This is a genomic window from Microbulbifer sp. CnH-101-G (genome assembly GCF_052466775.1).
The window spans coordinates 2,141,197-2,164,020 of the sequence record NZ_CP174292.1; the positions used below are offsets into that span (position 1 = coordinate 2,141,197).

Consider the following 22,824-nt stretch of genomic DNA (forward strand, 5'->3'; position numbering starts at 1 on the left):
TTATACGGTCCTTTCCCTGACTATTTGCTCAACGTTATCAAAGCCCAGGTTTAGCAATTTTTCTGAAATCATAGCGATCAAATTGTCACTATCTTCGGCAGTACAAATCCGGATGCAAATATTATTTCTGCCTGACTCCAGTGGATGGCGCACTAAGGTATCTTCTACCACCAAATATGGTTTACCCGCTTTTTGCAGGATTAATTCTTCTGTTTGAACGTCCTGCAACATCAAGACCCGCTCCTGCAGAAACAGTTTCGGCATTCTGCCACCCGCCGGCATCTGCATTCGCAACAAGATCGTCTCTATCTCAACACCAGAGTGATCCACACATTCCAATAGCTCTACCAACAACTGGTAATGTTCCGAAAAACTTAATAGCACAGGAATATTACCTACCGGTAACAGAGAAATTGCCAAAAAGTCAGATTCCCCCTGCAAAGGCAATGTCTGGGCAGCGCAAAGTTTAGGGTTTTGCGGATAGGGATTTCGTAGCAACCTGCTGGAAAGTTCTATCACTTTACTCATACCGACTCCGCCAGGTAAAAGGTGCTGTCCTGATCAACACTAACTTCAGCCGTACAGTAGTAACCATTCAAAGCAATAGAGCATGCCAATAATTTCTCACGCGCTTGAAATCTACCAGCTACACCATGGCTAATAATATTTAGCCAGGGGTCACTGCCGAAACAATGACCCCACCTGTCGTGAAGATCGGGCAGCTGTTGGAAGCCATTCAGTAGCCGGGTAAATATCTGTCGTATATTTTCCGGGAAGAATGGCAAAGACAAGGTCAGATCCTTTCCATTGCTGGCCATTTTCCTAACAATTGTTGCAAACTCTGGTGTAGTGTTATAGGTAACGGCACAGCCTGCCGTGATATCTTCTCTGTTAAAGGATTCAACTTCCAACAGCAGAGTACATAGACCAAAGCCACTCTTGCCCCAGTTTTCATTGCTCTGCCAAAAGCTCAGATCCAGCACATTGGCATCCAGAATACTGACTATTACATAGCGTGCGGTGGGATTTTGCCGTAAGTAATAACGCAGGCTGTAGCCCCAGGAGGCACACTCATATGTATTCACAAAGCTGGTGACAGGTATACCCCGTTGCTGTTCAGGGGGACTTAAGTCGTCCGTGCTAACAGCCCCAGTAGTGAAGGGAAGTTCGATCATGGTTGAACAGAGAAAGTGCCGCTCAACCTCAGCCCTAGCTTCTGATGAAACAGCTTCTAGAACCCGCCTACTCTGATCCGAAATAATCTCTCCGATTCGTGCGAAGGCTTCTTGCAAGCCTCCGCTCGTTGCGAAAGTAATATTTTCAATGGGAGTAAAGGCTGCCGACTTCAGGTACAAACTCATAGCCGATGCCCTTTCGATTTACTGTAAATCTCAAAGAAACAGCGGTAAGAACTGCCTTCCATCTTGGTAAATGCCAACAGATCCCGCTGGCGGGCCTTACTTTTTACTTTACCTGACGACACAAGATGTAAAAGTAATTCGTTACTGGCAAATTTTGTTGCCAAAACCCTATTCACACTGTGCATAGAAAAGATAGTGGCCGAGGTTTGCTCGTTGCACAGATAAATTAGGTACTCGATACTCTCTTGGTCTGCAACTGACAGCTCGACTTCACCCTGATCTTTCAACCAGAGTACAAAGTGCATCAGGGATTTTACAAAACGAGGACGTACCAATGTAAGGAAGCGATTGACACTACCCAGGCCGCCCTTACTGAGCAGCATTTCTTTAGTCACTGGGACACTGCCACGACAATTACCCAGTTGTAGCTTGCCATCCAAAAAAGCCTCACCTATTGATGACTGCTTCAACTCAGAGCAGAGTTCAGGCGGCAACATCAATGTAATTGGAAATGGGCGTGCGGCTTGTTTGGCAACAACCATGGCAAACCCCAGCTTTTGCGCTTCTATGCCATGAATTTTATTGACATTGAGTCGCAGGGCACCATCGGTATCCTGCAGTTCAGTTTTCCAGCTTTGTAGGCTTGGGCCACCCGGGTCGGTCATCAGGAAGTGGCCAAAAATACCCTGCTCCACCCAGCTATTTACCTGAGCCAGCTGCTCTTCAGTAGCGGTCAGGCTCATCATAATGGAGCCAAACAGGCCGATCATTTCATGGAAATGATCAGCAAGCCCCTCGTCTCGTACCCTGTCAATAATTTGATCAATGACAAAGGTTTGTTCAAATTGCTCCAAAGGCTGTTTGACAGATGGCTCCCGTAGGGGAGCAAGCGCTGTCAATGGGTCTTCAATGATCATCGAAGCATCAAACAAGCGCATGCACGCCTTCTCAAGAAGGTCTTGCAGTGAAGCAGGCACTGGAGAAACAGATGAAAGTTGGGTGACAACGAAGCTGCCGGCAATAGATTGAATTTCCATAAGTTACTCCATGAGATAAGACTTGGCAGAAGGTAAGCTCAGGAAGGGAGCAACGGTATAGCTCGCATTGTAAGCACCGCAATTACTGAAGATGGCCAGGTCGCCAGGCTGTATGGCTGCACTTTTTATCTCACCGATCACGTCTTCCTTATTACAGGAAGTACCTACCAATAAGCAGCCTTCAGTTTTACTCTCAAGTTCCAGCACTTTACCTTCACGTAATATCAGTGGCTGACTGAAACGCTTAAAAGTGCTTTCCGTTTTTGCCAAAAGAAAATTCTGGGCCATGCCGCCATCACAGATACCGTACTGCTGCCCTTCTATTGATTTTACATAGCGAACCTGAGTGACGAAGTACCCTGCGCTGGCAACGATAGCACGGCCACTCTCGTGGGTAATTTTAATGTGAGAGGGAAACTCACCAAGCAGCTCTCTGTACTGTTCAAAGTTAAAATCGACACTTTCCCAGTTCAGGTCAAAACCACCCCCAAGATTCACTAATGTAATCGCATAGCCGAGTTCACGCTCAAACTTCTCAACTATTTGCAATGCAGCTTGCGCGGTGCTGTAGGCGAGCTTGGCAAAATTGTAAGATCCCCGGAAAACATGAAATCCACCAATTTTTAGGTCATGTTCTTTACAGAAAGCCAAAGCGGTCTCAACATCACTCCATCCGAAACCAAAATGGTCTTTCTTCGTCACCGCCTGTGCTTTATCAAACTGATCCAAAGTGCTGGGATTCAAGCGAAGTATCAACGGATTGATCGGGCGCTTCCCTTGAAACTCTCGAATAATTTCCAGCTGGGATAGGTTATCTACGACCAGAGTACACTTGCTGGCAATTGCCGCTCTAATAAAGCTTTTATCTGCGGATGGATTATTGATATAGCGGGGACTTTCCCCCCTTGGCAGAAGATTTAGCTCACCGACAGAGGCGATCTCGATACCATCTTCGAAGACATGACCACTGCGTACAATGAGATCAAGGCAGCTATTCGCCTTCAGAGAATAAATAAGAGAGGTTCCCAGGCGATCTTTTAGTTTTCGATAGTTATCGGCAATATCTTTTAGGGAATAGACATAGCACGGTGTTGAAAAGTGTTGCTTTTGTTGACTGAACTGGGCAACGAGCTTTTCCAAGGAAGCTTTCATGATATCACCTGGAGAAATTTTAAATCATTCTTATAGGGCACAAATATTTCAGCCGTATTTACGACTTACTGGTCTATCCGTTATTTTCTAACGTCTTATAAAATGCCTACCGACCGAGAAATCTCAGCGTTTCCAGCTGAGAGGATTCAGGATTGAAGCTCTCGCTCCAGTTTCTTTTTGTCAATTTTGCCATTTGCCGTCAAATCAATTGACTCGACAAATCTTACTTCCCTGGGTGTGTAATCAGCATCCAGATTCTCTTTTAGCCACACTTTAAACTGCTGCTGATTCTCAGGTGTGTTTTCTTGTAGTTCGAGCACACAGACTGCTATTTCATTTTGAAATTTGTCTGTAGAACCAATAACCACACTGAGGTGCACCAATGGACAAGCGTCTATCACAATCTCCAGGTCTTTGGGGAACAGACAAAAGCCTGCTTGTTTAATCAGGTCTTTGGAGCGACCCTTAAAGTAATAAAAGCCCTCATCATCCCGACTGAACAAATCACCGGTAGCGAGCCAGTTATCATCCCGGTAAAGACCGTTAACAATTTGCGCTCCCCCCTGAGCACTGGGATCATAGTAAGCTTGCATAACCCCTGAGCCGCGCACGAAGAGCTCACCAACTTCATTGGTTTGAGCTTCCCTGTAGGTATTCGTCTGGGCGTCGAGCAGAAAGATGCGAGCGTCCAACCCAGGAATAGGCTTCCCTACAGAACCCATTTTTTGCTCCCAAAGCTCCGGCTCCAGGTACAGGGCTCTTTTGCACTCGGTCAAACCATACATTGAGAAAACATCAAGCGAAGGACGATACTCTTTCCAAGTACGAATTACATACTCCGGCAAGTGACCACCGGTATTGGTAATAGCGCGCAGTGCAGAAAGATCAGGTTTTACCAGTGCCAAAAGTTTCGCCAGCGCGGCGCCCATTGCCGGAACAATGGGTAACACTGAAATTTTCAGTTCAGATATTACTTTCAAAGCCTGCAGAGGATTGAATGTTTTATCGTAAAGAATTGTTGAGCAATCCTTATAGAGTGCAAACAATACTTGATACAGGCCGTAATCAAACGACAGCGGTGATAGGCACAGAATACGATCCTCGCCAGCCAGGCGAAGGTACTGGGAGAGAGATTCCAAAGAGGTAAGCACATTCTGGTGAGTGAGCATGATGCCCTTTGGCTTACCGGTACTGCCCGAGGTATAGATAATCAGGGCCAGGTCGACACCTGTAACCCTGGCGGGAGTACAAAGCTCAAATAACTGTTGCTGCGGCCGGTAAGTTTCCAATGGAACGATTTCTTCACCATCCACTATTCCCTTGGCATTGCAGTCAGAGGCAATAGAATTTATCGCGGATTGTGTTGCATCGCCCTTGACCGGAACTACCACCAAGCCTAGATGCCAGGCGGCCAACATTGTCGCCACAGTAAAAATATCGTTCTGTGCCCTAATAACAACTCTGTCCCCATGGGCCAACTGAATATCGGCCTGCTGCAAAAGAGACAATGCACTTTCACAACATTGCGCCGTTAATTTTTCCCCAGTCAGATTTTCAAGGCTTCCACACCAGAAACCAGTAACAACCCTGTCGAACAGGTCGGCAAGCGAGAACATTATTAGTCCAAATTTTTTTTCTAAAACTTTTTCTGTGACTTCAATCCTCCCCCATTAAAAGAAACTGAAGTCACCTACATGGCACGATCATTTTATAAAGTGAGCTCTCCATAATGACAAGCATTATCTTAAATTCCTGTGATGGAGTTTTCATTCCGGCACTCGCAGTTCAGGAAAGTCATTATTTCCTAAATTTTTTTCATGTTGACTTTTGATTACTATTGAACAAGACATTCAACAGGAAAATAATTTTATTGAGAGATATTTGGTGAGAACCAATTTTCAGCACGGATGCCGCTACAGCAAATCGAGTATTGATGCGCGAATTATTTTCACTATTCATGTAATTTATTTCAAAACCACCTAGCAGTTCTCAACCGATGTACACTCCAATCACAGCCCTCCCAGAGTGACATAATAAACCTTTTCGATTGATCCTTTATTACACCTAAGGCCGTAAAAAAATCTTTCCTTCGAGCGCCCTTCGACATCAACTTCCTCACTTCACCCCTGTTTTTTTATTCGGATAGGAGGCAATTCTCCTCTCATAGGATTTACGGGCATTGAATTCTCGCTTTTAAAATGTCCTAGCTTGCGTCAAAAGTTGGTGAAAATATCGGCCATCCAGGGGTTTCAAAAGAAGCGGCTTATATAATTAGACCAGCATCTATTTTTGGCCTGAGAGGCAAGTGGCGGGCTTATTTGGCACTTTAAATAGACTGGCGCAAAAAGTTTCAAATGAAACAACTACGACCAACTACAGTGTCAATAGCTATCAACCTGCTTCGGCCTTAATTGGTAACTCGATATAGCGGTTAAAAACGATGATGTTTTTGCAGCTTATTTACAAATGTGGAATTAACATCAGCAGAAAAAGCGAATAAGAGTGATATAGGCACTCCACGAGTGACGGATCTAATAAACGATGCCTGGGACAGCAACAAAAATATTTTACGACCCCCGCTGTGTCTCCAGCCGAAGCCATTAAAGAGGAATTGAGATTGAACAGTTGGCCATTGCCGCTTACGCAACAGCCGCATAAATCCAACACAACCTCGCGGATGATTTTTCTCACGCTATCAATCCTCTTTACGCTAATTCATCCTAGCCTGAGAGCGGACGTGAGTAAGGAAGCTGTGGAATCCATCAATACACCGGATGAAATAGAAAGCAGTATCGGTGTGCTTAAATTTCGCGACGGCGCTCCCTACCCAGAGACAGCAGAAAAACTCTACGACTACCTGGATCACATGCGTGCGGTCGATAGCTTTTTGAAGGGAATCCAGGGCGCCTCGGTACACGGGCTGATGAAAGGCGGCCGCGAACTGGGTGCCAAAGCGGCAAATGAAGTTTTGATCTTTGATCAGCTGATGAATTCTGAATCTTTATTTCTGACAGGAAACACCTCGACCATCTATACCCTCGCCTTTCTGGATCTGAAGCGCGATGGCCCTACGGTGCTGCACTCTCCACCCGGGGTAACAGGTGCCTTTAACGATGCCTGGTTCCGCTACGTGGAGGATATCGGGCGCTCTGGGCCGGATAAGGGGCGAGGTGGCAAGTACCTGGTTCTCCCACCGGATTACAAAGGCAATCTGCCCTTTGGCTACTTCCCGGTCTACCCACGCTCCTATCGTGTCTGGGTGTTTATGCGCTCACCGGGTGACCAGCCCCTTGAAGCCGCGGCCCAAAATGTGAAAGACCACCTCAGGATCTACCCTCTCTCCAAGAAAGGAAACCCGCCCCGGATGGTGTTTATCAGCGCCTCGGGTAAGGCCTTCAACACCATCCACCCCAACAACTACAGATTCTATAAACACCTGAACGAAGTCATTCAATACGAATGGATCGGCATGCTGAACCCGGAAACACGCGGCCTGTTTGCCTCTATCGGCATTGAAAAGGGCAAGGCTTTCAGCCCGGATGAACGCATGACCAAAATCCTTACCGACGCCGTGGCGATTGGGAATGGCATCGCACGCTCTATTGTTTGGTATCCCCGCACCGATAAGTCCCTAGCAGACGTCAAGATCTATCCGGGAACCGACAGTGCCTGGGTTATGGCATTCCCCGGCAAGAATATTTTCTTCAACGGCCCCGATGGCGAGACAATCAATAGTGATGCCCGGGTCAGCTACTTCTACCCCTATACCGGGGTGAGCCCGGCGATGACCGCCATTGAGCCCGGTAAGGGCTCCGACTATGCCATCGCCTTCGTGGATGAAAACAAGGAACCTTTCGATGGCGGCAAGAAGTACAAGCTGCACTTACCGCCGGATGTCCCGGTCAACGCTTTTTGGGCCGTGAACATCTACGACAGCCAGACCCGCTCACAACTGAAAACAAGCCAGAAATTCCCCTCTGTGAGCAGCCAGAGTAAGGGCATCATGCAAAACTCCGACGGCTCTTACGATATCTACTTTGGCCCCCAGCCGCCCAAAGATTTCGAACACAACTGGCTTGAGACGGTGCCGGGCAAGGGCTTCTTTGTCATTTTGCGCCTCTATGGGCCACTGGGCCCCTGGCTGGAGAAAACCTGGCGTCCCGGAGAAGTCGAACCCACAGACTATTGATTGGCGAGAGCCAGCCTACGCCGGTAGTTGCGGGGAGTATCCGAAAACCAACGCCGACAAGCCCGCTGAAAAGTGCTCTGCTCAGCATATCCCAGCAACCCAGTGATCTGCCCCAGAGCCAGGCCGGTATTGGACAGATACTCCGCAGCCAGCTCTCTGCGCACCAAGTCCAAAAGAGAGTCAAAACGCAATCCTTCCAACGCCAGGCGTCTTTGCAGGGTGCGCGGGTGCAGGCTTAACTGGGCGGCTACAACCCCCACCTGATACTGTCCAGTGGGCAGTAATTGCCGCACCAGCTCTCGAACTTGTGTGCCCAGTGAGGCCGCTGCGGAAACACACTGTTGCTCCAGATAACTGGTGGCCAAGCGCTTGGTGATCGGATCAGCGGAAGCGAGGGGAGTGTCCAACTGCTCCGCAGGGAACTCCAGGGCGCAATAACCAGATAGGAATTCGACAGGACAGGAGAAATATTCCTGGTAATCAGCAGGCGCACTCTGAGCCCCATGAGGCAGCAAGACCCTCAGTGGTGCCGTATTAGCACCCATCAGCATTCGCAACATCATCAAGGCATTGCCCAGGGTTTGCTCGTGGATCTGCCGGAAACGGCACAGGGCCGGATCGAGCTGATCAAACACCAAGCGATCAAAGGTCCCATCAATAGTCCCATCAATAGTCCTAGCAAAGGTCCCAGCGCCTGCGGATTCAATACGTAAGTGAGTAGCCGGGCTGTGCAGGGACATAAACCGGCCGACCGCCTCAATGGCTTCTCTGGCAGAGGTGGAATTGCAGGCTATCACTGCAATGCCCCCCAACCGGTCAACCCCCTGTCGCGCAGCGAGGCGAAGTGCAAAATCGCCACACTCTAACCGCTCGGCGGTAATTTCCAGCAAGCGAGCCACATCTACATGAGGAAGCAGGCGACTTTCAGAAGCGACTATATCTGCAGGAATATTAAACTCAGCGAGAAGTGCACCGGCATCTCCCCCCAGCTCCCTTGTCAGCTCAGAATACCCCGTAAGCACACTGGCTCGTATCACACTACCCACTGCTCCCCCAGAGCGTCTGCTGACGCCTCAAGATAATTTTTTGTCGCAATGTAACAATAAAAAGGCCCCGCATCTACGCAGTCTATTGTGCCTAAAGATTCGAAAAGGATGATGACTTTGCAACCGCTTCATTTTGATGTGTTGATCATCGGTGCTGGCCTTTCCGGTATCGGGGCCGCCTGCCACCTTCGCCGCGAATGTCCCTCCAAGAAAATTGCCATCCTCGAGCGCCGCTCTCAAATTGGCGGCACCTGGGATTTATTCCGCTACCCAGGCATCCGCTCGGATTCTGACATGTTCAGTTTCGGCTTTGACTTCCGCCCATGGCCAGGGCTTAAAGTGCTAGCGGATGGCCCCGCCATTCGCCAATATCTGAATGACACCGCAGAAGAATATGCAATCAGCAAAGATATTCACTTCAATGTCGAGCTCTTCAGAGCCAACTGGGATAGCCAGAAGGGTCTTTGGATTCTGGAGGGCAGTGATACAGTCAGCGGGGAGCCCCGCCGCTACAGTGGCAAATTCTTAATCTCATGCACCGGGTATTACGATCACCACCGCGGATACCTTCCTAAGATTCCTGGAGCAGAGCAATTCCAAGGAAACTACATACACCCTCAGCACTGGCCGGAGCTTCTGGATTACCAGGATAAGAAAATTGTTGTTATTGGCAGCGGTGCCACTGCGGTGACCCTGGTGCCTGCCCTGGCTGACCGGGCCGAACATGTGACCATGTTACAGCGCTCCCCCAGCTACGTTATTTCTGTACCCGCATTCGACAAACTCTCCGCAAAGCTTCTAAAGTTTCTGCCAAAATCCTGGGTCTTTAAGTTCGCCCGTTGGCGCAATGTAAAAATACAGCGCTGGCTTTTTAAAGCCTCTAAACGCTGGCCCCGATTTATGCGCAACTTATTCTTAAAGGGTGTGCGCAAGAGCCTACCCAAGAACTATGATATGCGCCATTTCACACCGGACTACAACCCCTGGGATCAGCGGGTTTGTGCGGTACCCGATGATGATTTTTTTAAGGCAATACACGCGGGCAAAGCGTCTGTGGATACTGGAAAAATTAAAACCATTGGGAAGACCTATATTGAGCTGCAATCCGGTCAGAGACTCGATGCCGATATCATCATCACAGCAACCGGGCTGAATTTACAAGTGCTTGGAGGCATGCAACTCTGCGTAAATGGAGAGAGAGTTCCTATCAATGAAAAACTCACTTACAAAGCCGTACTATTAGAGGGTGTCCCCAATATGTCGTGGGTTTTTGGCTATACCAACGCCCCTTGGACTCTCAAGGCAGATATCTCGGCTCGCTACATCTGCCGCCTGCTTAATTACATGGACAAACATGAATATGATATCTGTTTGGCTGAGGATACCGAAGGCTGTAGTGAAAACAACTCAGTCATGAGTAGCCTGAATTCTGGTTATGTGAAAAGGGGCAATCATGTATTGCCACGTCAAGGTAAAAAGTACCCTTGGCGCCTGCTGAATAACTATGAACAGGACACTAAAATACTTCTTCATGCACCAATCGAGGATGGAATTCTCACCTTTCACACAAAACAACTTCCTGAAGAACAAACAGTACAAGTATCAACAGTCAATAAAACAGAAGATATGGCTACTCATTAGAGGGACAAGCTGGATGTTTATTACCCCAGCTTGCGCAGAAACAACAAAGAAGCAGCTGGGGCTTATAACATTTCAGGAGTATTAGAAATATTAGCGAGGCCTATATTGAGTTAGAGCTAGAAGATAGCCTACAACCTTAATCATCGATTATCTTATTGTAGCCGTAAGTATCTTTTCCATACACTTGAAAATTGGGAACATCAGGGAGTTTGTACTCGACCAAACCCTCCGCGGTTGAGTATATATCGACACCGGAAGGCGCAACCTTCACATGATTTGGTGTACAGCGTGCTACTGCAGAAAAACGTGAATCCTCTTTAGTGGTATTTGGATAAGAGGCATGCATATTTAAGGAGGAGAATATTAAGCATTCACCAGCTTTCATATGGACATCGACAACGTCAAACTTATCAAAATAGTCCTCACCCAGCAGTTCAACGGCTGTGCGAAATAATAATACACTCTTGATAAAAATAGTTCCGTAGAGTGCAATCTTGATTAACGTATACATATATGAAAAAGAAAAGGGCTGCAGAGACAAATAAAACAGCTTATTATCTTGAGAATAGCTATAAAGATAATCCATTCGGGAATCTGTCATTGATCCCGGCAATAAGCGCAAACACCCATTTTCTTCCGTGCAGTCTGTGAGTGCTACCCAGGCATTCAACTGGATGATAGCGGGGTCCATTTTCTGGGTGGGTTGTAATTTGGCATACTTACCACTCTCACGGAAAGTGGCATTTTGGTGCCATATTGTCCCCCCTGCACCGGGGAACTTATGAAACATCTGGCTTCGCCAACACATAACCTCATCACCCAGTATACTTGCAAGACGCTCAGCTATTTGTGGCCTGCGAAATAAGTCTCTGAGTGATTTTATTCGTAACGCCTGGTAAAGCCCGGCGCCCTCTATCTGCCACTGGCCATGTCTTTTCTCAATATCCTCAATCTTTTCACTTAAATAAATCTCTCCATGAAAATCACAGGAAAATTCTTTTTGAAGCTCCTCCTTTAGTTGCTCCGCCTCATGCTCTGAGAGAACCTGAAATGGTGGCAGATATCCTTTTTCCTCAAAGAAATCCAAATCTTCATTGCTGAGAAAATAGCCATCCCTATTTGACTTCGACTGCACATTGCGCGAAATAGTCAAGGTTAGATTTTTCAGTGACTCCAAATCATCAAACAACTGTTTCTTCTTATTCTTTTGGCATGGCAGAATGAACACCTTATAAAGTATAACCAACCCCATCATCCCCCATATTCGGAGAGATTGACCCGCAGTAATTTGGAACTCCTCAGCAACTTCCTTTAGAGAGCCAAATCCTTTTAACATTTCCTGCAAGGTACTTTTTTCCATCATTGCCAACACCTAAATTTACAAGAACGAAAGGGTTAGACCATCTTATTCTGCTAACACCTTATTGAATCCATATGAATCACTCCCATAAACCATAAAAGTATGGACTTCTGGCAACTCAAATTCGACAGGACCCTCAGCACTAGCGAATGTATCCCACCCTGAAGGCACCACGCGCACATCACTAGAGGTGCAGCGACCTAGGAAAGAGAATCTAAAACGATCTTTTGAGGTATTTGGATAGGAAGCATGCATATTCAAAGCAGAGAATATCAAACACTCTCCCGCTTTCATCTCTACATCAAGAACCTCAAACCTCTCTAAAAATTCCTCACCCAACAACTTAATTGCTGTCAGGAATATTAGGGCACTCTTTCCAACTATAGAGCCATAGAGACCAATCTTTGTATATTTGTAAAGGTCTGATAGAGAGAAAGGAAGCATGGAAAAGTAAAGGCCACGGTGATTTTGTGCAAAATCGTACAAATAATGAATTCTTGCATCCGTAAATGAACCCGGCAAAAGGCGTAAGCATCCATTTTCCTTGGTGGAATCAGTTAATGCCACCCACGCATTGAGCTGTATGAGTGCTGGTGGAGTATCTTTAGTGGGCTCAAGTTTGGCATCTTTCCCTGTTTCCCTAAAGGTGGCATTCTGGTGCCACACAGTGGCTTCTGTTCCCGGTTTCTTATAAAAAAACTGCGACCGCCAGCAGATAACCTCATCCCCCAGCAAACTCGCCAATCGATGCGCAATTTGCGGCTTACGCAATAAATCCCTAAAGGATTTTAAACGGAGAGCTTGATAAGTTCCTGCATCTTCAATCGGCCACTTGCCATGCCTTATTTCTATCTCTCTGATTTTATCTCCATAAAAACTCACCCCGTGAAAGCCATCATCATATTCCTTGAGCACCATTTCTTGGAGGTTTTCAGCCTCTTCTGCAGTCAAGACTTTGAAAGGCGGTAGATATCCATTCTTTTTAAAGAACGCCAGAGAATCCTTCTTTAGGAAAGAGTCACCCTCCTCTGCTGGTATCGTTTTTTCAGAGGGGACCCGCATTGGTAACTGCTTAAGTTTTTCCATTTCCGCATGGAATTGTGCACGAGTCTTAATTTTCCAGGGAGCAATCAGAAAACGGTAACCTATGGCCAAAGCCATCATGCATAGAATCTTTATATTCTGACCCAAAGACACCTCAAAGCTCGCAGTCTCCTCAAGAGTACCAATCCCCTCAAGCATTTCCTCCAAGGTACTCCCTTTCATAAATACTCCGGATTGAATCCATTAAATTGCAAATGCAATGACACCCCAAGCCCTCCCAACACTGACATTCAACAAGAGGAGGAGCCTCAGAGTTAATCCTCAGAAGCCTTATTCATCGGCTCTGGAGTAACCAAATTCCACCAGAAATCGAACTTATCCATTAGGGAAAGCAGCACTCTCAACTGGTCTCTATCGCCATCAATTTTCAATGCGTTACTATCCATTTTTTCCTGAATTGTCGATGTCCCAAGGATAATATCGTTGAGATCAATGCGATTAATCGTGACGGTGCTTTGGGGTTTCTCTACCGGAGCTCCATAGTTAAGCACCGCATTTTCCAGTACTAGAGAGTATTTTTCTTCAACATCCGGCAAAGTGATATTGATGGCAATTTGCTTACCCGTTGCCTTGGGACCATTCAATCGAATTCCCAAGTAATCAAAGATCAGCACAGTGGGCATACTGCGAATAGTGTCGGCGCTGGCTGTCAATGGAACTGGGAACCGCTCTATCCCGTGGCGTAACTCCTTGGCACCACTTAAAAAAAAGTTTCTCCAGGTGCCATTTTCCTGCTGGTAACCCATCTGCTCTAATGCGTTAGCCAATAAATCACGTGCTGCACGATTATTGGGCTCGGCAGAAACCAGCTTGTCGAGCACTTCAGCCACCCAACGGTACTCTCCAGCTTCATAGTCCCTCTTGGCTTGCTTTATAATATTGGCCGCACCACCCATATATTGAACATATTTTTTCCCGGCAGCAGTGGGAGGCATCGGGTAGAGACGCGCAGGGTTTCCATCAAAAAACCCAAGGTAATAATTCCATACCGCGCGAGTATCGTGATTGACACTGCCGTAATAGCCACGATTGGCCCAGTATTGGGAAAGCTCTGGGGGCAGCTTCATCAACTCGGCGGTCTGGACCATGTTGTAGCCGTGATTGGCCAGACGCAGAGTCTGGTCATTGAGGTACTTATATAAATCGCGCTGCTTTTTCAAATGGTTGATTACATTCTCCTGCCCCCAGGTGGGCCAGTGATGTGGAGCAAACAGTACCTCCACCTGCCCTCCCCAGCGCTGTAATGTCTCATTGAGATAGCGGGACCATGCCCGCGCATTGCGCACCTTGGCGCCACGCAATGTGTAAAGGTTATGAAGTGTATGGGTGGCGTTCTCGGCGGCGGTAAGCGCCTTTAGCTCGGGAATATAGAAGTGCATTTCCGCAGGCGCCTCGGAACCAGGCGCCATCAAAAATTCAAAGGTAAGGCCATCGATTTTTTTGGTCTCACCGGTTTTACTGATCGTATCCGTGGGCTCAATCAGAGTGACGGTACCCGTGGATGTCTCCAATCCCAAACCCGCTCCCAGAGTGCCCTTCGGGTCTTTGGGCAGCAGGTTGCCATACATAAAACTGGCGCGTCGCGCCATATGATTACCGGCAAACACATTTTCACTCACCGCCTCAATTAAAAAATCTTTGGGCGCGATCACTTTCACCCTACCAGCTTTAACCTCCTCTTCATTCACTACTCCGCGCACACCGCCGTAATGATCGACATGGCTATGGGTGTAGATCACCGCCACTATCGGTTTATTCCCCCGATGCTTGCGATATAAATCCAATGCGGCTTTTGCCGTCTCCGCAGAGATTAAAGGGTCCATCACAATGACCCCACTATCCCCTTCAATAAAAGTGATATTTGAAAGGTCCGCACTGCGCACCTGGTAAATTCTCGGTATCACCTCATAGAGACCGCCCTGGGAAATTAATTGAAGCTGTCGCCAGAGGCTGGGGTTAGCGGTATCGGGGGCTTGCTGATCATTGGCGAACTGGAAGGCCTCCAGGTTCCACACCGGATTCCCTTTTTTATTGTTGATAATGCCGTTATTGGGCAAAGGCGCAATAAAACCACGCTTTACATCGGCGAAATCCTGGCGATTGGCAAATGGCAGTTCTTTTAGTACGGCATGATTTTTCTTTTTGGTAATCACACTGGCAGGCTTTGGCTCTTGTGCTGACAATGAATAGGGTATGGATGAAGCCAAAAATACGATGAGAGCGACGAACCCGAAAAAAATGTCCTGGTATTTTTTCATTTTTCTCACCCAACCTTGAGCCTCTCCAAACCCTGCAGTGAACCTGCCGACAGATAGAAAATGGCTAAACCTGAAGCGGAGGAAAAACTTTCCTGTAAAGCGTAGGAGGGATTATAGGCAGGTAGAGAATATGTGCATGCGGCCAGCCCCGCTAAGAAAAGCGGAGCTGGCTAGCACAACCTGATTAGGACAATGATCGGACAATAGCGGATGGGATTTTAGAAACCCGGGATGAATCGGCGACTATCAACAAGGCCTTCTGCTGCAAGCCACCAATAGCCAAATGCCATCAACGTACATCCAGCAGGTGACGGGCGATAATCAGGCGCTGTATTTCACTGGTGCCCTCGTAAATAGTAGTGATACGCACATCACGGCTCATTCGCTCCAGCGGGTACTCACGGGTGTAGCCTACTCCGCCGTGAATCTGCAGCGCCAAGTAGCAGGCCTCATTGGCTTTTTCGCTGGCAAACAGTTTGCCCATTGAGGCCGCCGGGCCAAAAGCCTGGCCGGCATCTTTCTGCCAAGCAGCTTGTAACAGCAGCAAACGCGCGCCTTCCAACTCGGTATATTTATCGGCCAACTGCCACTGCAAACCTTGGAACTGGGCCAGCTTCTTGCCAAATTGCTCGCGCTCGTGCATATAACTGCGAGCGCAATCCAGAGCCTCCAGACCGATGCCCAACGCCAGTGAGCCGATACCAATGCGCCCGCCCGCCAGCTCGCCGGCGGCAATGCGGAAGCCACGATTCTCTTCACCCAACAGATTGGCGGCCGGGATTCGACAGTTATCGAAGGAGACTTCGTTGGTTACGGAGGCTTTTTGCCCCATCTTCTCCTCAGCCTTGCCAATAATCAGGCCCGGTGTACCGGCCTCCACCAGGAAGCAGCTAATACCCTTGCCTTTGGCCGCCTCGGAATCCGTCACCGCCCAAACGACAAAAATGCCGGCAAATTCAGCACTGCTGATAAACAGTTTGCTGCCGTTAAGCACGTAATCGTCACCATCCTTAACAGCGCGGGTGCGCATGGCTGCAGCATCGGAACCAGAACCCGGCTCTGTCAGGCAGAAAGAACCCGCGGCATATTCACCGCTGCAGATCTTGGGCAGATACTTTTGCCGCTGCTCTTCATTGCCAACCGCCTGGATGACTTCGGCCACCATATTGGTGACTGAAGTAGTCGTGGCCGTGGAACCGCAACCGCGCGCAAGTTCGGTAATGGCCAGGCTGAAAGCTACGGTGCCGGCACCGGTTCCGCCGTAGTTGGGATCGATATTGATCCCCATAAAGCCCAGTTCAGCCAGGGCTTTTAATTGGCTCAGTAGTAACTCGCGGTTGCCGGTTTTATCGAGCTCTGCGGCGATGGGCTTCAATTCACTCTCGGCAAACTGTCGCGCAGCATCCTGAATCATCTGCTGCTCTTCGCTCAATGAGAAATCCATACAGTACCTACTTTATAGTTATCGCGGTTGGATCGGGCGGCACAGGCGCCGCGCATACATTATGACGAGGATAATAAAATCCTGGCCGACAATGATTGCCAATTCGCCATTTTCCCCAGGGAAATCTGCAATCAATAGGAAGGTTTACGGTGCTGGGAAGTAATTAGGTGTGTAGTCCAGATCGGACTTGTACCGGTAGGACACATAATAAGTGGTCATTCTTCCACCGGCTCGGCAACCTTATCTGTTTTTTATCTGCCAAGTGGCGAGCGTTTCGGCCATCCCTGACCGCTCAAACGCCAGGCCTAGCGCCTGGTTGTTTTGCTTTTGGGCTCTGGGTCGGGCACCGCAACGGCGGTATCGGTTTTTACTTCCTCCATCACCACATAGGTATGGGTCTCACGCACACCCGGTACCGAAGCCAGCTTCTCACCGAGAAAACGGCGGTAACCCAGCATATCCTTAATGCGAATCTTCACAAGATAGTCAAAGCCGCCGGCCACCATATGACATTCCTGCACTTCCTCAAGGCCTGCCACATGCTGGTTAAAGGCCTCCAGGGCCTCGGTAGCGGTGTTGTTCAGAGTCACCTGAATATAAACCACCAAACCGGCATGGACTTTGAGCGGGTCCAGCAGCGCCACATAATCGCGAATAAAACCTTCCCGTTCGAGGCGCTTCACACGCTCCAGGCAAGGAGTGGGACTGAGGTTCACACGGCGCGCCAACTCCACGTTTGGCAGGCGGCCATGCCGTTGAAGAATCCGCAGTATTTGGCGATCGATACGATCCAGATCTTCCAACTGTCGAGACATTACAAAATACCCTACTGGCAATCACGCATTTAGGCGTGATATTTAACCACAACCGTCGCCAAAATGGCGATTAATTCTAAGCACTTTCGCACATAATCCGGTCTTTTATTCTGACCCTAGATATAGAGCTTGGGAGACGATATGTCGACAAACTTCGCCGGAGATCTCCAGAATGCCCGAGAGCGGGCTCACGAGTATTTGCACGCCGACGAAAACCAATGTGTTAGCGAGCTCCTGGCCGCCCCCCGCCCCAGTGACGCCCTGCGCAAGAAAATTCTGAACACCTCGCGCGAGCTGGTGCGCCACTCGCGCCAGCAGCGCAGCAAGCGCGGTACGCTCGATGCCTTCCTGCAGCAGTTCGGCCTTTCCAATAAAGAAGGCGTGGCACTGATGTGCTTGGCGGAATCCCTCCTCAGGGTTCCCGATGCTGATACTGCCGACAAACTGATTGCCGAGAAAGTGCATTCCGGCAACTGGTCCAGCCATCGTGGCCAGTCGGATTCCCTCTTTGTAAACGCCTCCACCTGGGGGCTGATGCTCACCGGCAGCGTGGTCGAGCTGGACCCGGATATCACCGAGCGTCCCTCTCACTGGATGAAGCGCCTGATCAGCCGCATCGGCGAGCCCATGGTGCGCACCTCCATGATGCAGGCCATGAAAATTATGGGCGGCCAATATGTATTGGGCCGCACTATTGAAGAAGCCCTGAAGCGCGGCCCCAAGGAAAACCTGCCCGGCACCCGCTTCTCCTTCGATATGCTCGGCGAAGGTGCGCGCACCATGGCCGACGCCCAGCGCTATTACGACGCTTATATGATGGCCATCGAAGCCATCGGCAAAGACAACAGCAAGCGCGATGTTGTCGAGGCCAACGGTATCTCTATCAAGCTCTCCGCCCTGCACCCCCGCTACAGCGTACTGCAGCGCGAGCGCGTCATGGGCGAACTGCTGCCCCAGGTAAAACGCCTGTGTGAGGCCGCCGCCAAATACGATATGGGCCTAAATATCGACGCGGAAGAAGCCGAGCGCCTGGACATTTCCCTGGATATTTTTGAAGCCCTGGCCCGCGACCCGGAACTGAAAGACTGGCAGGGCCTCGGCTTTGTTTTACAGGCCTACCAGAAGCGCGCACCCCATGTGGCCGACTGGCTGATTGCGCTGGGGCGCGACACCGGCCGCAAACTCATGGTGCGCCTGGTTAAAGGCGCCTATTGGGATAGCGAAATCAAGCACGCCCAGCAAATGGGCCTGAGCGATTACCCGGTGTACACCCGCAAATGCCACACCGACCTTTCCTACCAGGTGTGTGCCAAAAAACTGCTGGACGCGGAAGAAGCGATCTACCCGCAGTTCGCCACCCACAACGCCTATACCGTGGGCCTGATTTTGGAGATGGCCGGCGAGCGCACCAATTTTGAATTCCAACGCCTGCACGGCATGGGTCACCTGCTCTATGCACAGATCGAAGCCGTGCACGGCAAGCGCGTGCCCGTGCGGGTTTACGCCCCCGTGGGCGCCCACCGCGACCTGCTGCCCTATCTGGTGCGTCGCCTGTTGGAAAACGGCGCCAACAGCTCTTTCGTCAACCGCTTTATGGATGAGAACACACCCATCGAAGCACTGGTGCAGGATACCCTCGATTTAAGTGAAGCCTGCAACCCCCTCCGCCACCCGCAAATTCCTGTACCGGAGAATATTTATATGGGCGCAGAGGCCCTGCCACGGAAAAATTCACACGGCATCGAACTGACCGATCCACTGGCTGTAGAACCCTTATTGGAAGAGCTACAAAAACAACAGGGCAAACACTTCCTCGGCGGCCCTATTGTCGACGGTGTCATGGGCAAGGCGGAGGAGCCGGTCTACAACCCGGCCAGCGGCGAGGTGATCGGCCACACCGCCAATACCGACAAACACTTGATTGAGCGAGCCTACGCCTCCGCCACCGAAGCGCAGATCGACTGGGACCGCCAGGGTGGCAACAGCCGCGCGGCGATTCTCGATCGCATTGCCGACTTCTATGAAAAGAAAATCAACGAACTGGCAGCCATTATTTGCCTGGAAGCGGGCCGCACTTTAAACGACGGCATCAGTGAAGTGCGCGAAGCCGTAGACTTCTGCCGCTACTACGCCAATGCCGCGCGCCAGCACTTCAGTGAGCCCACCGAGCTGCCCGGCCCCACCGGCGAAAAAAACCAACTGTTCCTGGGCGGCCGCGGTGTATTTGTAGCCATTAGCCCCTGGAACTTCCCCCTGGCCATCTTTACCGGCCAAGTGGTCGCCGCCCTTGCCGCCGGTAACGCGGTACTGGCCAAGCCCGCCGAGCAAACCCCGATCATCGCCGCCCACGCCGTGCGTATCATGCTCGACGCCGGCGTTCCCCCCAAGGTACTGCACCTGATTACCGGCACCGGCGCCGCCGTAGGTAAACTGCTGATCGAAGATCCGCGTTTGGGCGGCGTAGCCTTTACCGGCTCCACCGAAACCGCGCGCCTGATCAACCAACAGCTGGCGGCCAAAGAGGGCCCGATCGTACCGCTGATCGCCGAAACCGGCGGCCAGAACGTGATGGTCGTGGACTCCACTGCCCTGCCCGAGCAGGTAGTCGATGATGTGATTCAATCCGCCTTCCTGAGTGCCGGCCAACGCTGCTCCGCCCTGCGTATTTTGTGTGTGCAGGACGTGATTGCAGATAACCTGCTCAATATGCTCAAAGGCGCATGCGAGGAACTCACCCTCGGCGACCCCAGTAAACTGGAAACCGATATCGGCCCCGTGATCGACGAAAAAGCCCTGGGCACGCTGGAAACTCATCGCGAGCGTATGGCCAAAGAAGCCAAGCCGCTATTCGCCTTCGATGAAAACAAGAAACCCAACACAGGCACCTTCTTCGGCCCGCAAGTGGTAGAAATTGAAGATTTCTCCCTGCTTAAGCGCGAAGTCTTCGGCCCCTTCCTGCACGTAGTGCGCTTTAAAGCCGAAGAACTGGAAGACGTGATCCGCCGCATCAACGCCACCGGCTACGGCCTCACCTTCGGCCTGCACTCCCGCATCGAAGGCCGCGCCGACGCAGTATTCAAGCGTGTGAACGTAGGCAACTGCTACGTAAACCGCGATATGGTCGGCGCAGTAGTAGGTGTAAACCCCTTCGGCGGCCAAGGCCTCTCCGGCACCGGCTTCAAAGCCGGCGGGCCCCACTACCTGTTCCGCTTTGCCACAGAAAAAACCAAAACCATTAATACCGTTGCCACTGGTGGTAATACGCAACTGTTTAGTTTGGTGCAGTAGACCTTAAAACCAGAAAGAGCGGGCTTTGCCCGCTCTTTTTTTCTTTAAAATCACAACCACCTACCGCTCCCTTCCCCAGCGCCCCAGCGCTCACAGCTCCACTCTATTTAACCAAATCCAAAAATGTAACTTTTTAAATGGTAAAAGTGCTTGAAAATAGCACAGCTACGGCACTTTTTGCTCGATTTCTCCAAGATCAAAAGCAGCTTCTCATATCCACATTCTGACGTTTGTACTAATTATGTCTAAAAGACTGAATTTTCTGGTTTTTTTCGCCAGGCCTGTGGCTTATGGTGTTGGGATATATGAATGGGGATATAATGCAGCTGCTTTTGAATACGCTGTTCAGTTTCAAATTGCTTCGTAGCGAATTTTCAAGGTAGAAGGATTGAATAAGAAAGACATAGAAAAATATGGGTGGCACTACGGCCAAGGTTTGCCTGGATTAGAAGAAGTGCCAATCCTTTATCAATATATGCCTTTAGAGAAGGCTTATATTGATACGCTGGAGGCGAGGTCGTTTTATGTGTCAGATCCGAAGAAGTTCAATGATCCTTTTGATTGCTGGGCTTATATAGACAGTGATTCGATGTCAGCTGACGAGTACACGCATTTCCTTCGAGCATTTAGCGCTAGTAAAAGAGGAGTCTTTCGCGAAGATGATATCGATGGAATGACAAGAGACTTTCAGGAGAAAGGAGACGGTAGTGCATTTCTCGGCAAGTTAAGAGATGTCTTTAGTTCAGTGGCAGAAGCGTTCGGTGTGCTTTGTTTTAGCAGTGAATGGAATTCATTTTTAATGTGGTCCCACTACGCTAAATCTCACTCGGGGATATGTGTGGGCTATAAAAGAGATGGGCTTCAGATAGAAGGTGGAAGTGAAAAAGCTCTACCAGTGCAATACAAAAATCCAGCCATACACCTCCAGAAGATGTTTCATGAGCCGGGTGGTCTCGTGACAGATGAAACAGCGAGGGCTTTTCTACATACAAAAATACAAGATTGGGCTTACGAGAGGGAGTGGCGCCTGGTTACCAATAAGGAATATGCGGGAAATAAGATAGCCTGGGAAGCTTGTGAAACTGAGATTGTAGAGGTGGTTTTTGGTATGAAAACCCCTCAAAAAGAAATAGATAGTTTTGTTAAGCTCCTAAGAAAAATGGGGATTAAAATTAATTGCGTGTTGTTAGCATACGACCCAGTTAAAAATAATATTTTTAGGTATGAAGAATTTACGAGCTAGAGGCCAAGCTGAACAAGCAAAGGCACGGGATGCTGCGCACCCGTGCTTTGGGCGTTATGTGTCTATAGGAAATTAGAATTGTACGAACGTCTACCAGACAAGGAGCCAACATCATTCGAGTTAAAGATCTTCAAGTGGGTATTTCTTCCTATAATTGCCATTGGTTTATTTCTTATATTCTCTGACGTAAGCAAAGGTCGGATTAAGTGCGAGAATATCTGCCTCGAAAAAGAGTTCCCTGATTTTCGTTATACCCCAAGCGGGCGTTATGGTATTGGTGGCGATACGTGCCACTGCTTAACAGAAGAAGAAAATAACATTAAAAATCGCATACCCGAGGGTACTCGTGTATTTTGAGCATCAACACATAACCAGGCTAGACAAGCTCGCCCAACCCCTTCGGAGCTGGGCTGGACAGCCTACGCGTTGCTTCGGCTGCCCTTGCTAGCGGCGTTAGTGTGAAATGGTGACCAAGGTGACAATTATCTCTAAAGTATTGGTTGGGTTACTGGCTATCCCCATTTGCACTCTACTTTTCCAGGGAATAGCACTTTCAACGCTTCACTTGATGGCTTTTGATCAAAAGGACACTTCTGTACTACTAATTGCAGTTTGTGCGTATCTGGGCTTGATTGGCTTCGCTGCCTTAGTCCGGTTTACCTACTCAAAGAGTCATAGCAAGATCGGCAAAGGATATACGGTTTTTTCGTTAGTATGTGGGGTTTCTTCTCTCTCGCTCTTTCTGTATATCTTTTCCTTTGATCCAGCAGCAGTGGTTTTCAGCGCAATTGTCGCAAGCTTGGCAATTTTTCAAGTCCAGCGCTGGTACACTAACAAGTCAAAGCAAAAGGACGCATAAATGCGCCTTTGTTTGAGGCGTTAACTG

17 protein-coding genes are annotated in these 22,824 nt (G+C 49.2%); 6 read left to right on the top strand and 11 right to left on the bottom strand.

Annotated features, from left to right (window positions below):
• From ACJJID_RS09270 to ACJJID_RS09290, 5 genes are all read right to left on the bottom strand, one after another.
• Nucleotides 1-528: a hypothetical protein gene (locus ACJJID_RS09270; RefSeq protein WP_444922477.1), complete on the bottom strand. Its 528-nt coding sequence runs from the start codon at nucleotides 526-528 to the stop codon at nucleotides 1-3.
• Nucleotides 525-1,361: a hypothetical protein gene (locus tag ACJJID_RS09275; protein WP_444922478.1), complete on the bottom strand. Its 837-nt coding sequence runs from the start codon at nucleotides 1,359-1,361 to the stop codon at nucleotides 525-527. The genes ACJJID_RS09270 and ACJJID_RS09275 overlap by 4 nt, the downstream gene beginning before the upstream one ends.
• Nucleotides 1,358-2,398, bottom strand: a complete 1,041-nt coding sequence (locus tag ACJJID_RS09280; RefSeq protein WP_444922479.1) for a hypothetical protein — start codon at nucleotides 2,396-2,398, stop codon at nucleotides 1,358-1,360. Before ACJJID_RS09280 ends, ACJJID_RS09275 begins: the two co-directional genes overlap by 4 nt.
• A gap of 3 nt (nucleotides 2,399-2,401) precedes the next feature.
• Complete coding sequence (locus ACJJID_RS09285) at nucleotides 2,402-3,550, bottom strand: PLP-dependent decarboxylase (RefSeq protein ID WP_444922480.1); 1,149 nt, start codon at nucleotides 3,548-3,550, stop codon at nucleotides 2,402-2,404.
• 146 nt (nucleotides 3,551-3,696) lie between these two features.
• Complete coding sequence (locus tag ACJJID_RS09290; protein ID WP_444922481.1) at nucleotides 3,697-5,166, bottom strand: class I adenylate-forming enzyme family protein; 1,470 nt, start codon at nucleotides 5,164-5,166, stop codon at nucleotides 3,697-3,699.
• A 1,121-nt stretch (nucleotides 5,167-6,287) separates the two neighbouring features.
• Between ACJJID_RS09290 and ACJJID_RS09295 the strand changes: the two genes are divergently transcribed.
• Nucleotides 6,288-7,739, top strand: coding sequence for a DUF1254 domain-containing protein (locus ACJJID_RS09295; RefSeq protein WP_444922482.1), 1,452 nt, complete (start codon nucleotides 6,288-6,290; stop codon nucleotides 7,737-7,739).
• Here ACJJID_RS09295 and ACJJID_RS09300 read toward each other — a convergent pair.
• On the bottom strand, nucleotides 7,733-8,776 hold the full coding sequence (locus ACJJID_RS09300) for an AraC family transcriptional regulator ligand-binding domain-containing protein (RefSeq protein WP_444922483.1): 1,044 nt from the start codon (nucleotides 8,774-8,776) through the stop codon (nucleotides 7,733-7,735). The genes ACJJID_RS09295 and ACJJID_RS09300 overlap by 7 nt on opposite strands.
• 120 nt (nucleotides 8,777-8,896) lie before the next feature.
• On the opposite strand from ACJJID_RS09300, the gene ACJJID_RS09305 reads away from it, so the two are divergent.
• The gene (locus ACJJID_RS09305; protein ID WP_444922624.1) at nucleotides 8,897-10,426 is read left to right on the top strand and encodes a flavin-containing monooxygenase; all 1,530 of its coding nucleotides are present in this window, start codon (nucleotides 8,897-8,899) and stop codon (nucleotides 10,424-10,426) included.
• A gap of 136 nt (nucleotides 10,427-10,562) precedes the next feature.
• Here the strand turns inward: ACJJID_RS09305 and ACJJID_RS09310 are convergent, their stop codons facing one another.
• The 5 genes from ACJJID_RS09310 to ACJJID_RS09330 all read right to left on the bottom strand — a co-directional run bounded on the left by ACJJID_RS09310 (nucleotide 10,563) and on the right by ACJJID_RS09330 (nucleotide 17,407).
• Nucleotides 10,563-11,789 carry a phytanoyl-CoA dioxygenase family protein gene (locus tag ACJJID_RS09310; RefSeq protein WP_444922484.1) on the bottom strand — a complete coding sequence of 409 codons (1,227 nt, stop codon included), beginning with the start codon at nucleotides 11,787-11,789 and terminating at the stop codon, nucleotides 10,563-10,565.
• A 42-nt stretch (nucleotides 11,790-11,831) separates the two neighbouring features.
• Entirely contained in the window at nucleotides 11,832-13,052 is a 1,221-nt protein-coding gene (locus ACJJID_RS09315; RefSeq protein WP_444922485.1) for a phytanoyl-CoA dioxygenase family protein, read from the bottom strand.
• 92 nt (nucleotides 13,053-13,144) lie between these two features.
• Nucleotides 13,145-15,148, bottom strand: a complete 2,004-nt coding sequence (locus tag ACJJID_RS09320) for an alkyl/aryl-sulfatase (RefSeq protein WP_444922486.1) — start codon at nucleotides 15,146-15,148, stop codon at nucleotides 13,145-13,147.
• A gap of 289 nt (nucleotides 15,149-15,437) precedes the next feature.
• Entirely contained in the window at nucleotides 15,438-16,592 is a 1,155-nt protein-coding gene (locus ACJJID_RS09325; RefSeq protein WP_444922487.1) for an acyl-CoA dehydrogenase family protein, read from the bottom strand.
• Between the two features lie 305 nt (nucleotides 16,593-16,897).
• Nucleotides 16,898-17,407 carry an Lrp/AsnC ligand binding domain-containing protein gene (locus ACJJID_RS09330; RefSeq protein WP_152453935.1) on the bottom strand — a complete coding sequence of 170 codons (510 nt, stop codon included), beginning with the start codon at nucleotides 17,405-17,407 and terminating at the stop codon, nucleotides 16,898-16,900.
• 141 nt (nucleotides 17,408-17,548) lie between these two features.
• Here ACJJID_RS09330 and putA point away from each other — a divergent pair, with 141 nt between their 5' ends.
• The 4 genes from putA (at nucleotide 17,549) to ACJJID_RS09350 (ending at nucleotide 22,797) form a co-directional block, all read left to right on the top strand.
• Nucleotides 17,549-20,695 carry a bifunctional proline dehydrogenase/L-glutamate gamma-semialdehyde dehydrogenase PutA gene (putA, locus tag ACJJID_RS09335; RefSeq protein WP_444922488.1) on the top strand — a complete coding sequence of 1,049 codons (3,147 nt, stop codon included), beginning with the start codon at nucleotides 17,549-17,551 and terminating at the stop codon, nucleotides 20,693-20,695.
• A 388-nt stretch (nucleotides 20,696-21,083) separates the two neighbouring features.
• The gene (locus tag ACJJID_RS09340) at nucleotides 21,084-21,938 is read left to right on the top strand and encodes a DUF2971 domain-containing protein (protein WP_444922489.1); all 855 of its coding nucleotides are present in this window, start codon (nucleotides 21,084-21,086) and stop codon (nucleotides 21,936-21,938) included.
• 78 nt (nucleotides 21,939-22,016) lie between these two features.
• The gene (locus tag ACJJID_RS09345) at nucleotides 22,017-22,295 is read left to right on the top strand and encodes a hypothetical protein (RefSeq protein WP_444922490.1); all 279 of its coding nucleotides are present in this window, start codon (nucleotides 22,017-22,019) and stop codon (nucleotides 22,293-22,295) included.
• Between the two features lie 118 nt (nucleotides 22,296-22,413).
• Nucleotides 22,414-22,797, top strand: coding sequence for a hypothetical protein (locus tag ACJJID_RS09350; RefSeq protein ID WP_444922491.1), 384 nt, complete (start codon nucleotides 22,414-22,416; stop codon nucleotides 22,795-22,797).
• Nucleotides 22,798-22,824 lie beyond the last annotated feature (27 nt).